Raw genomic sequence first — 13,171 nt, 5'->3', positions numbered from 1 at the left:
GCCTCAACGCATGTACATTCCGCCATTGATTTCTATCGTCTCTCCGGTGATAAAAGCCCCCAGGTCAGAACACAGGTACAACGCCGCTCCTGCAACATCATCGGGAGTCCCTTCCCGTCCAAGCGGGATGCTGCCTACTGCAGAAGTCCGGCCTTCTGCCGAGGTGAACGTAGCATGGAATGCCGTCTGTCCAATGAAGCCCGGTGAAAGGGCATTAACCGTAATCCCCCCAGGAGCCAGTTCTTTGGCAAGCCCTTTGGTTAACGCAATGACAGCCGCCTTGGAGGCTGCGTAAATAGCTGCACCCGGCCCGCCCCCGTTATGAGCCGCTACCGAGGTCAGATTGATAATTCGTCCGCCTCCAGCCGCCTTCATGCCAGGAATGACCGCTTTGGAGACAAATACGGCGCTCTTCAGATTGACATCCATAATCCGGCTGTAAAGCTCCTCGCTCATCGTTTCAATAGGGCTCCGCTCCACCAGATGCCCCGCATTATTGATTAACAAGTCAATTGGACCGCCGAAACGAAGCGTGATATCCCCAACCATCGATTCTATGGCATCCATATCGGTCACATCGGCCTGAAATGCCGCCGCTTCACCACCAGCATCCCGAATCGCTGCCACGACCTCCTCCGCCCGCTCCATATTATGCAGACCATTCACAGCCACCTTTGCCCCACAGCGAGCCAATGACCCGGCAATAGCAGCGCCAATCCCTCCACTGGAACCTGTTACCAACGCAATTTTGTTCTGCAAGTTAATATTCATGTTTGATCTTCCTCCCTGTTATTGGTTTCAATTACATTAAATCCGCTTGCTGTGCTGATCGGCCGGAAGCGCCATCGTAATGGTCGTTCCCAAGCCTCGCTCACTCTCAATCATCAAGCCATACGTTTCTCCAAATACCAGTTGAATCCGTCGATGGACATTCATGAGACCAATGCCTCCACGATGGTAGAAATCATCGGAATCTTCCCCTGCCAGACGATTTAATTCCAGACGGTCACGCAGCTTCTTCAGGCGTTCATCGTTCATGCCCATGCCGTTATCCTGCACGATCACAAGGAAGCGATCTTCCAGGCGCCGAGCATCGATGCGGATATAATGACCCGGTTCCATGCCCTGTGGAAACGCATGTTGCAGCACATTCTCCACCAGGGGCTGGAGGGTGAGACGAACCATTTTTTCCAGCAACAGATCCGGTGCAATGATGACCTCCACTTCAAGCTCCCGATCCATGCGATGTTTCATGATAGAAAGGTAGGCGAGCACATGCTTCAACTCATTGGCCACCGTAATTTCCTCCAGATTGGTCTGAATGGAATAACGGAGCATATGGGCCATCGATTCCACCATCTGTGCAATTTCTTCGGAGTCCTGTACAACGGCATAACATTTGATCGTCTCCAGCGTGTTGTAGAGAAAATGCGGATTGATCTGCAACTGGAGCGCCTGAAATTCCGCACGGTGTCGTTCCAACGCCTCCTGCTGTAGCTCAATTTCCGACTTCTGGCGGCGCAGCTCCGACTCATATACACTCTCAATCATGTCCGACAAACGGCTGACCATCAGATTATAGCTGCGGATCAGCACGCCAATCTCATCACGCCTTTCCTTCATCTCCACCTTGTTCCAGATTCCCTTCTCCGTCTGTCTCATTCCGTTCATCAGCACCCGAATGGGTTCCACTTGAGATGCTCCGATCCGATACGCCACAACAAGCGCAGCGAGCAAGGTTCCTGCACCAACCCATAATGTAGCTGAGCGAATCGTTGCAATCGGCCTTTGAAGCTCCGACAGCGGCACGGAAGCGACAAAGCGCCAGCCCGAATAGGCAGACAGTTCCGATATAAACAGCCGTTTGGTGCCATCCGTGTTCTGTTCCAGTGACCCTGCCTCCATGTGCATAAGTCTGTCCACGGTGCTGGATGACATCACGGTTTGCGCCTCCTCGACCCCAGGAAGGTAGATGACATTTCCGTTCTGATCCATCACATACTGATATCCCCCTTGACCGAGATCGAGTTCTCCCCAGATGTTGTCAAGCTCCAGCACATTCACTTCCATCGCCAGCACTCCGTTTGGTGTGTAGGAGGACATCCCCCTGATCCGGCGTGCAATCGTAATGACATTCGAACTCTGTCCACTGCGAATACTGCGGGTGAGCAACGTCGATTCGCCATTCGCAGGGGTCGTAGCGAGCAGCTCCTTATACTGCTGGGCAGCATCGATATCGGGTATGCCCGCTGAATTCTGGTTGTCATCGATGACAACCCGCCCGTTCTCCCCGATAACATACAGGAACTTGATCTGTGGATATAACATAAATACAGGCGGGAACACGTTCCTTTTAATCTGACGGCTGTACTCGTAATAGGCATAACTATCCTCCGAATTCATATCGAGGAAATGCTTCACACTTCCATTAGAGAGGATAGAGTACGTTGAGCGATCATAATTTTGCAAATACAGGTCGGTTTGGTACGCCGTATTACGCATCGTTTGGGCGATGTTGCCCGCCAACTGGTCGTTCATCTCAGTTGAGGCATAGGTGTAGGTAAACAAGCCGATAGCAGACAGGGACAACGTAATTACGATGGCAAAATGAAAGAACAGGCGGATCGACAAGCTGCGCTTCATCATTCAATGCCCAACTTGCTACGGTATTCGGACGGGGTCAGTCCGGTAATCTTCTTGAATGTCTTGGTAAAATGGGGATGATCCGCATACCCCACTTCGTAGGATATATCCGTAATCCGGTTGCCCGGCTGTTCCAGCATGCGTTTGGCCAGTTCCATTTTGCTGCGTATCCGGTATTGAATAAAGGTCTGACCTGTCGTCTGTTTAAACAGTTGGCTGAAATAGGACGGGTTCAGTCCCAACTTGGCGGCAATCTCGTCAAGCGACACTTCCCTGCGCAAATGCTGTTCCAGATAAGCCTTAGCTTCTTCCACCGGATGTTTGCGCTTGCCGCTGCGCTTTTCCTTGATCGTCTTCATCAACATATGGATTTCGTTGCCCAGAGCCTTGAAGCACTCTTTTGAGGAAGCGCTTTCATTAATCTGACTGGACGTACTCATGGTTCCGTTTCCCCGTGCATTCATTCTGGCTACAATCAATTCCAGCAATTCCTGAAAAAGCTCCGCTGTCTGCTCAGGCATCAGGGCATATGCCGGATAACGATCTGACCATGCTGCGAGCAACTCCGTCACATCGGATTGTCTTAGCTCCCATATCGCCTCTTCCAGACGCATCGCCCAATCGTTCAGCTCCCTCACGGGTACAAGAGAAACCGTAGGTTTATCCTCTTCGGATGCCAGCAATTTGAGCAGCAGTTCATGAAGCTCCTGTCGTCCCACAGGTTTCAGCAAATATCGCTTTACCCCATAATCCATACAGGCTCTTGCATATTCAAAGTCCGAATAACCGGAGACCACAACAATGCGTATCGTACTGCCTTGCTCGGATAAACGACGGCAGAGCTCAATACCGTCCATCGTTGGCATGCGGATATCCGTAAACAGGATGTGCGGCCGAAAGTCTCCCATCACTTGGAGAGCTTCTTCCCCATGTGCAGCCTGCCGAATCTCACAGTCGAACAGTCCCGCTTGTTTGATCATCTTCGCCAGACCCATTCGAATCATTGGCTCATCGTCCGTAATCAAGATTCTGAACATCGCCATTCCCCCGTTTCCGTCAGATCTGTATGTTGCTTGTACTTAAGATTTGACGGAGCCGACCATGATTCCTTTTACAAAATGCTTTTGCAGGAAAGGGTAAATGATAATGATCGGCAAGGTGGCGATAATAATGGTTGCCATTTTGATGCCTTCCGGCGATGTATGCGCAAGGGTGCTATAGACGGCAGAACCTGGATCGACGGAAATATCGTCACTTTCAAACAGCTTCTTGAGTGTTACCTGGATCGGCCACCAGGCCGGATCATTCAGATAATAGAGCGCCGTGGAATACGCATTCCAGTGGCCTACCGCATAGAAAATACCGAGTGATGCCATGGCCGGTTTGGACAATGGGATGACGATACGCCAGATGATACCGAATTCTCCACAGCCATCGATACGAGCAGCGTCAATCAGCTCACCCGGCAGCTGTGCGAAGAACGAGCGCATAACGAAGAAATTAAAGGCATTAATCGCTCCGGGCACAATCAGCACCAGTGGATTGTTAACCAGATGCAGTTCTTTCATCAGGATAAAGTTCGGAATGAGCGGCGCCGAGAATACGACGGTTACCAGGACAAACATGACAACGAGAGAGCGTCCCTTGTACTCTGGACGAGACACAGGATACGCAAGTGATGCCGTTGCCGCAAGATTGACCAGCGTCCCGAACAGCGTCACCCCAACCGATACCGCAAATGCCCTCCAGAATGCAGCATCGCCAAATACATATTCATAATTGATCCAGGTAAAATCAACAGGCCAGAAGCTAACCTTTCCACCCATGATCGCTTCCGAGCTGCTGAGTGATTGGGCCAGCACATTAATGAAAGGCAGAATCATCGTCAACGAGAGCAGCGTTAGAAAAACGAGATTACCAATGCGAAATATACGGTAACGGACACTGGGGGTACGCATAGAGCTCGCCTCCTAATACAGGCTTTCGCCGGTTGTTTTTTTGCTGAAGAAATTACCGAGTAGAACAAGCATCAAACCCACGACCGACTTGAACAATCCGATGGCCGTTGTATAACTGTATTGCTGTGAGAGAAGCCCGGCTTTGTAAATATACGTATCGAGAATTTCACCCGATTCCAGATTGAGCGGATTCAGGAATACAAACACACGCTCAAAGCCCAGATCGAGGAACTTCCCAATGTGCAGCAGGAGCAGGATCATAATCGTCGGCAGCAAGGATGGCAGGGTAATCGACCATATTTGCTTCAAACGTCCGGCTCCATCCACCTCTGCCGCCTCATACAGATCGGGATTGATGCCAGCAATGGCTGCCAGGAAAATAATCGTTCCATACCCAGAGTCACGCCAGATGCCGGAACCAATCAGAATGGAACGAATATACGAGTCTTCTCCAAGAAAGTAGATTGGTTGCATCCCCAGAAACCCAAGTGCCTTGTTCACCACCCCGGCATCCATCGAGAAAATGCCCATGAAGATTCCGCTAATAACGACCCAGGATAGAAAGTGAGGCATGTATACAATCGTTTGCAGCAACCGCTTAAATACAATCATCCGTACTTCATTTAGCAGAATGGCCAGTAAGATCGGTACCGGGAATGCAATTACCAGATCATATAGTCCAAGCAGAAGTGTATTATTGAGAATTCGCAAAAAGTCATAATGGCTGAACATCTTCTGGAAATGTTCCAATCCTACCCAATCACTGCCGGTGATACCTTTGAAAATGTTGTAGTTCTGAAAGGCAATGATGGAGCCGAAGAGAGGCACATATTTGAAGAGGAAAAAATACAGGATACCCGGTACGGAGAGCAGATATAGGATCCGGTATCGCCACAGATAACGTCCTGTATCTCCGAGCCGGGTGCCCAGACCAGACGAGTGAAGTCCGGTTGTTCCCCGGCTTGGTGGCACGATATCCGCCGGCTTCACGTCTTCTCCCCTCCCTGCTTCTGTGTTTGCATGGCTCTCAAATTATCAGGAACGTTCTCGTCCCATGGGATTTCATTAAATTCAACGGAAATATAATTCGGCTCACGGTCGATAATACGCGAGAGCTCGCGTGTGAACACCTCCACTATCTCCTGCTTTTGCTCATCCGTCCTGCCTTCATACAGCCTGATCGTAATTTCTGGCATCCGAGTTAAGCTCCCTTCAATCCATAATGTAAACGCTTTAACAACTTTATCTTAGCGCTCCTGCATAAGGGCAACAATGGACTGTCTTTTCGTTCTCTTGTGTTTTCTTTAGGTCATGGCAAACAAACCCAAAAGGTCCCCTTTATGAAAGGGGAGTCCCATTTATTTTGAAATTAGTCATCAATCCAACGTCTTGTTATATCATGTTTCAGTCCTTCTGACCTTGCATTAACAAACGTAATAATAAAGATCGAAAACGAAAAACACGCCCACAGAACCAGTACCTTAGAACCATTTTTGCACGAAAAGCTAATATTAATATGACTTTATAACGATATATTCTACGAAGTAACTTACCTGGGGGTCCTATAAGTGAAGTAGAACTTGTAACAATGCAAGAAGCACACTGCATCATAAGAGAATGTCACATAACCACAGTAAAAATAAGAATTATAGAAGTTGCACGATAATCATTTCCCACTAAATATTCGTTAGATTACATAGCGTATAGCATCCCATCCAGGTATAGTGCATTTTCATATTTGTAGAAGGAGTGAACCATCTTGTTTAATAAGCTTCGCTGGAGTACCATGCCTTTCTTTATCAAAAATTTGGTGATTTCATTCGGCAGTATCACGTTGATTGGTGTAATCCTGATCACTGCCGCATATCAATTGCAGAAAAACATTCTGGTTGAACAGCTGCACGACCAGGCTACCGTCATCACCCAGAAATGGTACGATGATCTCGACACTGCCAAAGTGGCAGAAGCGGCTAAGGAAAAAAGCTACTCCGGTCCTGTACAGCAGGAAATGAAAGCTTACCTTGATTCCATCCATGAGTTCTATCCAAACATCGCACAGGCGTACATTTTCGGTTCAGAACTTGAAGAAGGAGACGGAACGTCCATCATCGCCATTCCAACGAACCTGTTGCAACCATTTGAGGAAGGTAATCTGCCCGCAGGTGCCATGTATCCGCTACCTCAAAATAACGTTGTGGTGCTGGAACAGATGAAAAAGGACGGGAAGCCTGCTTTCAGTGACTTCTACACGGACGAGTACGGAACTTGGACCACTCTGATCTACCCTATTAATAATGCAGATGGCTCCATGTACGCTGCTCTTTACTTCGATGTTGATGCAAGTGCCGTTCCAAAAGGACTTAAGGAATTGCTTACGTACGGATTGATGTTCCTTGTCGGATTCCTGATCCTGTTCATGGTGTTGCAATTCATATTGCTGAAAAGAACGTTGCTTCCAATTCGCAACCTGATGAAAGGTATCGAAGAAGTCAGCACGGGTAATCTGGACGTAATCATCGACACCGGGCGAGATGATCTGGGTATCATCAACGAGAAGTTTAATGCGATGATCCATCGCTTCAATACAACCATCTATAAAGTACAGAATACTTCACATCACCTCTCGGAATCTTCCAAACAACTACTGGGCATTTCCGAGAAAAATAATGTGAACATTCAATCCATCAGCACAAATATTCGGGAGATCTCCACCGGACTGGTGTCTCAGGACAAAGCAACGGTAGAGAATGCACGTGCCATGACAGAGATGTCAACGGTCGTACAGACCATCGCCAGCAGTTCAGCTGATGTGGCAGACGAAGCACTCAGCATGGAGCAGCGCTCCAGTACAGGTAATGTGGTGATGCAGCAAGTTATTGAGCAGATGCGCTTGATCTCCGGTGCAGTACAAAATACGTCGAACTCGATTCAATCGTTGGAAAATAACTCGAATGAGATTAGCAACATTGTTAATCTCATTACGGAGATTGCCGGACAAACCAACTTGCTGGCGCTCAATGCTTCCATTGAGGCAGCACGCGCGGGTGAAGAAGGACGAGGTTTTGCCGTGGTTGCAGGCGAGGTGCGTAATCTGGCGGAACAATCCCAGGAATCAGCCAAGCAGATTCGACAATTAATTGAGGAGATCCAGCGGGATATCACTCAGTCTGCCGCGGCGATGCAGCTGGGTTCCAAGGAAGTAACGAAAGGCTTGGAAGTTACCCAAGAGACAGGTGTATTCTTCGAGAATATTCTGACTGCTACGAATAAAGTTGCAAACCAGATTCAGGATATCTCCAGTTCTACCGAAGAAATCTCGGCAAGTACACAAGAAATGTCTGCTACGGCGGATGAACTCTCTGCCAATGTCAGCAAGGCAGCGAATAGCAGTAAACAAATTGAGCAGTCCATTGAAGAGCAGGAAGCCTCCATGGCTGCCATTGTGAGTGCCTCCGATGAACTCTCGGTTGTATCCGAGCAGCTGCAAGAACTGATCTCATTCTTTAAAGTACGAGCAGAATAGAAGCAATAAGTCGCAGATAACCAAAATTACGACACAGTAAAAAACCAAGGCGCATGAGTGACTAACTCGAAGCCTTGGTTTTTTGTTGTTACCAGAGTAGGTGGATAGATTCCAGGTATCATTTAACAGACAGTAATTCTTCTGCATTTATAATCATCTTTTTCTCGTCATTGTAGCTGAATTGTTGAACCTCCACTCCACTCCACTCTATAATCCAGCAGCTGCTTTAATTTCTTTTCTCTGAGAAACGATTAACAATTGTAACTTTTCTGTTCCAAATGCTCCTGCTGAGAAAGCATTTGCTTTTGGGTAATAAACCATTCGAAATGATGTTCCATCTTGAAGATGCACACGTAAAAAAATTCCTGTCTCATGCTTGGATTTCTTATACACTTCATCAAAGCCAACGTATCGCAACGGCAGAAGCTCGTTCATGAATTCAGATGCGGCTTCCTGGGGGAAGTCACCAATTGAGCTGCCATCATTGCCGCTTTCAAGGCTGACTTTTTCCACTTTGCCTTCAATGTCCATCAGGTCTCCCATTGTCTTCGCATGGGGATTTTCTTTTGCTTCGTAAACCTTATTATTCGCTACCACGCGATAATGTGACTTATAACCTTTTAGTTCATATATAACCGTTCCAATTGGAAGATATGCCGCATCTCCATTCTCGGTCACGTGATCCGCACACACATGCTCGTTCAGCATGTAGCTCACTTCCCCTATCCTGTCCCCAATTTGCTCTGCAGGTACCTCTTTGGTCCCTTCGTTGTTTTGAAAGTATGTAACATCATTGAACATCAGAAAATCAATCCATTCAATGGTTCCCGGGCATCCCTTCGTTGATTCCTTTGCCACTTCTTCCGTATTCGTTTCATGGGGTTTGGATGTTATTTCCCCCTTATTCGATATTCCACAGCCAACAATAATGACTAGCATCAAAAGCATACTCAAACGCTGGCTCCAATATTTAAATGGTTTCATTCTCAATCACCTCAACCTATTAGACGGATTCAACGAAGACATAGTTACAAGCTTTTTTTCGCTCAGTATTTTACTCGTTAAACGCTCCGTCATTGCTTTTTCATATGAGCATCACATTCGCACCTATGGAACCTATCCCAGCACTTTTATGACAAAGATCACATCCACCTTCCCTGTTCAAGTGCTACATTTGTTAACGACCAACTGACCATAATAGTAAATCGGTCATAAAAGTTTTATCTTCCCATTTATCCTTTCAACCACAAGGAGGTGTAAATACCATGAAAACGATAGATCGAAGGCAACAGGTTATGGACTCTGCCGAGAAATCCTTTGCCCTGTTTGGCTACAAGGCCACAACGATGGAGCAGGTTGCGAGACTTGCCAATGTGGGCAAGGGAACGATCTATACTTTTTTCGAAAATAAAGAAGAACTGTTCAGCGAGATTCTGCGCTCGATCATTACGGACATGAGACAGATTACAGAGCAGACCGTGAAGGAAGAGAATTCCTTTCTGGATAACGTGCATATGAGTATGGACTCTCTGCTGGAGTACCGGGAGGAACATGAGTTGTTGATCAAGCTTTTTCAGGAGGTTAACGAGTTCGGTACACTGCAAGCCAAGGAAGGTTTGCAGCAAGTGGAGACAGCCATTCTCGAATATCTGGAGCGTCAGGTCAGCCGTGCCATGGAGTTAGAGCAGATTCGCAGAGACGATCCCAAACTGGTTTCTTTTGTCCTGCTGAAGCTGTATGTCACCTTAACCTCGGATTGGAACAAAGCGCATCCTACGCTGCATAAGGATCAGATCAAGGATTTTGTGGGCCTCTTTCTCAAGAATGGCTTATCCCCCACCTAGAGAAAGGCAACCCACTAGATCCAACACATAATAGAGATAGAACAAATGGATGAGCGTAAGGATAGGGAGAGAACATGATGAAATCATTCCACGTATTTGGGCAGGATCTAAAGTCCGCCTTCAAGAAACCAAAAGTATTTATTCCGATTCTCGTTGTACTGTTCATTCCGGTATTGTATAGCGGCCTGTTCCTGAATGCATTCTGGGACCCTTATGGCAAAATGAATGAATTACCTGTAGCCGTGGTCAACACGGATCAGGGTGCAGTCTACAACGACAAATCACTGGAGGTCGGTCAGAATCTGATCGATGAATTGAAAAAAAGCGATGATTTCAACTGGCAATTCGTCACTCGTGAACAAGCAGATCAAGGCATGGAAGACAATAAATATTATATGACGATTGTTATTCCGGAGGACTTTTCCTCCAGAGCAACGACATTGATGGATGAGCACCCTGAGCCAGCAGATCTGATCTACGAACCCAATGAAGGATACAACTTCCTCGCGGGTCAGATCGGTGGCACGGCGGTTAAACAAATCCGCTCCAAAGTTGCTGCCAAAGTCACAGAATCGTATACCGAAACGTTATTGGATCAGGTCGAAAAAATCTCAGGCGGTCTGGCGGATGCCGGGGATGGCGCAGGTCAGATTCATGATGGTGCGATCAAACTGGATGAGGGTGCTGCTACATTAAAAGAGAACCTCTCCAAACTGGTTGCTGGCACCGACAAGCTCGAAACGGGCGTGGTTTCGTTAGAAGAAGGTACGTCCACTCTCGCCCAAGGCACAGGTGATCTTCATACTGGCGCAAGTGCCCTTTCCAGTGGGCTATCCCAACTCGCAACAGCAGGCACGAAGCTGAGTGATGGAGCAACCCAGGCCGAAATGGGCGGCAAACAGTTACAGGCTGGTCTTCAATCTGCTCAGGAAGGCGCGGCTAAGCTGGATGCAGGGCTGGCGGCTTCCGAGGAAGGTAGTGCGAAGCTAACAGCTGGACTGCAAAGCACTGTTGAGGGCAGCGGCAAAGTTAGTGAAGGTGCCAAAGCGGTTGCACAAGGGCTCGCCCAATTGGCTGAAGCCAGTCCGGAACTGGCCGCAAGTCCTGCTGTTCAGCAGCTCCTGGCAGCAAGTCAGGCCGTAGCCGCTGGCAGTGAACAAGTGTATCAGGGCGGACAGCAGTTGGTCGCAGGCAGCCAAAACCTGTACGCTGCACAGCAGCAACTGCATCAAGGCAGCAGCCAGTTGGCACAGGGTGAACAACAACTCGTACAAGGTGCCACGCAATTATCCGCCGGACACGAAAAGCTTGCGACGGGCCTACAGCAATTCAATTCCAAATTATCCGAAGCAGCGTCTGGAGCAGCCAAACTTGCGGACGGTTCAGGTCAATTGGATGCGGGTGCAGGCAAGTTGGTTGCGGGTGTAAGCCAGCTCACAGACGGAATCTCAAAACTTGCAGATGGCTCACATAAGCTGGATGACGGTGCCGGTCAGTTAAAAGAAGGTACGTTGACGTTAACGGATGGCTCTGGTGAACTTGCCACCAAGCTGAATGAAGCGGCTGAGCAGACGGGGAGTGTGAAAAAGACCGATGAACTGGTAACGATGTATGCGGAGCCTGTTCAGGTCGATGAGCATAAATATAATGAGGTACCCAATTATGGTACAGGATTCTCGCCATACTTCCTGTCACTGGGGCTGTTTGTCGGGGCATTGATCGCCACGTTGGTTGTGCCAACACGCGGCAGCACGGTTAGCGAGGCAAGTGGCTGGAATCGTTTTGTGAGTAAAACGCTGGCTTTCACACTTATGAGTGCTGTGCAATCCCTACTTGCTTCGTGGCTCGTATTGTACGGCTTGGGTCTGAAAGTTCAGAGCGTTCCGTTGTTCCTCTTGTTCAGCTTTGTGACCAGCCTAAGTTTCATGTACATCATTCAGGCACTGGTGACTTGGTTGGAAAATCCGGGACGATTCCTCGCAATTCTGATGCTAATCTTCCAGCTTACGACCAGCGCGGGCACCTTCCCGCTCGAACTGATTCCAAACTGGTTGAAGGTGTTTAATCCATGGCTGCCTATGACCTATTCGGTAACAGGTTATAAAGCAGTTATCTCAAGCGGACAGTTCGGCGTGGCTTGGGATCAGCTCGGTATACTGTGCATCTTTGCGGTAATTGGTCTTGGAGGAACTCTAACGTACTTCCTGATGCACCGCACCACGGAGAGCGAAAACGTTAGCAGTGAAGTTGCACTTCACGCGTAGTATGAAAAAATAGACAAGGCATATCCCCTTGTCCTGACTCGCTGGATGATCGCAAGTCTGGGCTAAAAGGATATGCCTTTGTCTTTTTGTTAGTTTTGATATTGAGTTTAGCCAAGATCCTTCACAATGTGTTGGTTCAGAAAACTCAGTAAATCACCTTGCATGGAGCCAAGGGTAAGCATTTTCTTGATCATGCTAAATCGCCAATGGGTACCATTGAGCTGGAATGACCACATAGCGGAGAGCCCCATTCCAGATTTTAATTTTTGATTTTTCAGATCATCCAAAGCAAAATCAATTATTTCTACAACTTTCGAGGAAAATACATTGAGAAAGAGAACTTTTAATCTGTCTCTATTGATTAGTAAAATCGCTTTACTCGTCGGTGATGAAATCGTCTGTGAAATGGCGTAACAGGCCAGCATATCAGGTTCTCTGTATGGTTGAACTAAACGGTATATAGATTTTCTAGTGATCAATAGCATTTATATTCTTCCTATTCCTAGTATGTAGAGTACATATCAGAACTCGAGACAGCAAAAGAAAATAACAGCGCGAGCGTAATCAGTAATACATACAACGCTACACTGATGATTCCACAGACAAGGCCAGCAATGGCTAATCCTCTGCCCTGTTCCATGCGGGTCTTCATTTCTTTGAGCGATATAGAGGCAATGATGATGGCAACAATACCAATCAGTAATCCCACGTATGGAATTACGATGGACAATATGCCCAAGACAAGAGCTGCAATTGATTTACTATTGGTTTTTGGTATTACATAAGGTGGTGGTGGAAGTGAATCGTTATAATAACGATTCACATCATTTTCGCGATCGCGATGTTCCAACGTAGAACCTCTCCCTGTTTAATAAGTATGTTCATTATAATGTTTTAGAGGGCATGAGTGTACCACATTTTGTAAATAGCAAGTTGTTA

At 47.5% G+C, this 13,171-nt stretch carries 12 protein-coding genes; 3 read left to right on the top strand and 9 right to left on the bottom strand.

The annotated features are described in order from the left end of the window. Window positions 1–3: 3 nt before the first annotated feature. Genes MKY85_RS05435 through MKY85_RS05410 form a run of 6 tightly spaced genes read right to left on the bottom strand, consistent with a single transcriptional unit; the run spans window position 4 to window position 5,797 of the window. Window positions 4–771, bottom strand: a complete 768-nt coding sequence (locus MKY85_RS05435; RefSeq protein WP_339259162.1) for a 3-oxoacyl-ACP reductase family protein — start codon at window positions 769–771, stop codon at window positions 4–6. Window positions 772–807: 36 nt separating this feature from the next. Continuing rightward, window positions 808–2,646 carry a sensor histidine kinase gene (locus MKY85_RS05430; RefSeq protein ID WP_339259161.1) on the bottom strand — a complete coding sequence of 613 codons (1,839 nt, stop codon included), beginning with the start codon at window positions 2,644–2,646 and terminating at the stop codon, window positions 808–810. Continuing rightward, a complete protein-coding gene (locus MKY85_RS05425) occupies window positions 2,643–3,680 on the bottom strand; it encodes a response regulator (protein WP_339259160.1) in 1,038 nt (345 codons plus the stop codon). Before MKY85_RS05425 ends, MKY85_RS05430 begins: the two co-directional genes overlap by 4 nt. A gap of 42 nt (window positions 3,681–3,722) precedes the next feature. Then, window positions 3,723–4,601, bottom strand: coding sequence for a carbohydrate ABC transporter permease (locus tag MKY85_RS05420; protein ID WP_124117211.1), 879 nt, complete (start codon window positions 4,599–4,601; stop codon window positions 3,723–3,725). Window positions 4,602–4,613: 12 nt separating this feature from the next. Next, window positions 4,614–5,531 carry an ABC transporter permease subunit gene (locus MKY85_RS05415; RefSeq protein ID WP_253442400.1) on the bottom strand — a complete coding sequence of 306 codons (918 nt, stop codon included), beginning with the start codon at window positions 5,529–5,531 and terminating at the stop codon, window positions 4,614–4,616. A 56-nt stretch (window positions 5,532–5,587) separates the two neighbouring features. Then, window positions 5,588–5,797 (bottom strand): tautomerase family protein, encoded by a 210-nt coding sequence (locus MKY85_RS05410; protein ID WP_339240000.1) that lies wholly within the window; start codon window positions 5,795–5,797, stop codon window positions 5,588–5,590. A gap of 590 nt (window positions 5,798–6,387) precedes the next feature. Between MKY85_RS05410 and MKY85_RS05405 the strand changes: the two genes are divergently transcribed. After that, the gene (locus MKY85_RS05405) at window positions 6,388–8,124 is read left to right on the top strand and encodes a HAMP domain-containing methyl-accepting chemotaxis protein (RefSeq protein ID WP_339242932.1); all 1,737 of its coding nucleotides are present in this window, start codon (window positions 6,388–6,390) and stop codon (window positions 8,122–8,124) included. A 207-nt stretch (window positions 8,125–8,331) separates the two neighbouring features. Here MKY85_RS05405 and MKY85_RS05400 read toward each other — a convergent pair whose 3' ends face one another. Further along, on the bottom strand, window positions 8,332–9,108 hold the full coding sequence (locus MKY85_RS05400) for a hypothetical protein (protein WP_342572015.1): 777 nt from the start codon (window positions 9,106–9,108) through the stop codon (window positions 8,332–8,334). A gap of 281 nt (window positions 9,109–9,389) precedes the next feature. Here MKY85_RS05400 and MKY85_RS05395 point away from each other — a divergent pair, with 281 nt between their 5' ends. Continuing rightward, window positions 9,390–9,968 carry a TetR/AcrR family transcriptional regulator gene (locus MKY85_RS05395; RefSeq protein WP_339239997.1) on the top strand — a complete coding sequence of 193 codons (579 nt, stop codon included), beginning with the start codon at window positions 9,390–9,392 and terminating at the stop codon, window positions 9,966–9,968. A gap of 77 nt (window positions 9,969–10,045) precedes the next feature. Next, the gene (locus tag MKY85_RS05390) at window positions 10,046–12,232 is read left to right on the top strand and encodes a YhgE/Pip domain-containing protein (RefSeq protein ID WP_342573277.1); all 2,187 of its coding nucleotides are present in this window, start codon (window positions 10,046–10,048) and stop codon (window positions 12,230–12,232) included. Between the two features lie 107 nt (window positions 12,233–12,339). On the opposite strand, the gene MKY85_RS05385 is transcribed toward MKY85_RS05390, so the two are convergent. Both MKY85_RS05385 and MKY85_RS05380 read right to left on the bottom strand, forming a co-directional pair. Further along, entirely contained in the window at window positions 12,340–12,717 is a 378-nt protein-coding gene (locus MKY85_RS05385; protein ID WP_342572014.1) for a hypothetical protein, read from the bottom strand. 17 nt (window positions 12,718–12,734) lie between these two features. Further along, a complete protein-coding gene (locus MKY85_RS05380; protein ID WP_342572013.1) occupies window positions 12,735–13,082 on the bottom strand; it encodes a DUF4190 domain-containing protein in 348 nt (115 codons plus the stop codon). Window positions 13,083–13,171: the final 89 nt, after the last annotated feature.

The organism is Paenibacillus sp. FSL R5-0749, assembly GCF_038595085.1.
In the GTDB taxonomy this organism is placed as follows: Bacteria; Bacillota; Bacilli; order Paenibacillales; family Paenibacillaceae; genus Paenibacillus.
Note: the sequence above shows the minus strand (reverse complement) of the source record. Positions and strands in the feature narration are given on the sequence as shown.

What these genes read in the sequence shown, in the direction of transcription:
- MKY85_RS05435 (WP_339259162.1), bottom strand. Translation starts at nt 771, where the DNA reads ATGAATATTAACTTGCAGAACAAAATTGCGTTGGTAACAGGTTCCAGT.
- MKY85_RS05430 (WP_339259161.1), bottom strand. Translation starts at nt 2,646, where the DNA reads ATGATGAAGCGCAGCTTGTCGATCCGCCTGTTCTTTCATTTTGCCATC.
- MKY85_RS05425 (WP_339259160.1), bottom strand. Translation starts at nt 3,680, where the DNA reads ATGTTCAGAATCTTGATTACGGACGATGAGCCAATGATTCGAATGGGT.
- MKY85_RS05420 (WP_124117211.1), bottom strand. Translation starts at nt 4,601, where the DNA reads ATGCGTACCCCCAGTGTCCGTTACCGTATATTTCGCATTGGTAATCTC.
- MKY85_RS05410 (WP_339240000.1), bottom strand. Translation starts at nt 5,797, where the DNA reads ATGCCAGAAATTACGATCAGGCTGTATGAAGGCAGGACGGATGAGCAA.
- MKY85_RS05405 (WP_339242932.1), top strand. Translation starts at nt 6,388, where the DNA reads ATGCCTTTCTTTATCAAAAATTTGGTGATTTCATTCGGCAGTATCACG.
- MKY85_RS05400 (WP_342572015.1), bottom strand. Translation starts at nt 9,108, where the DNA reads ATGAAACCATTTAAATATTGGAGCCAGCGTTTGAGTATGCTTTTGATG.
- MKY85_RS05395 (WP_339239997.1), top strand. Translation starts at nt 9,390, where the DNA reads ATGAAAACGATAGATCGAAGGCAACAGGTTATGGACTCTGCCGAGAAA.
- MKY85_RS05390 (WP_342573277.1), top strand. Translation starts at nt 10,046, where the DNA reads ATGAAATCATTCCACGTATTTGGGCAGGATCTAAAGTCCGCCTTCAAG.
- MKY85_RS05385 (WP_342572014.1), bottom strand. Translation starts at nt 12,717, where the DNA reads ATGCTATTGATCACTAGAAAATCTATATACCGTTTAGTTCAACCATAC.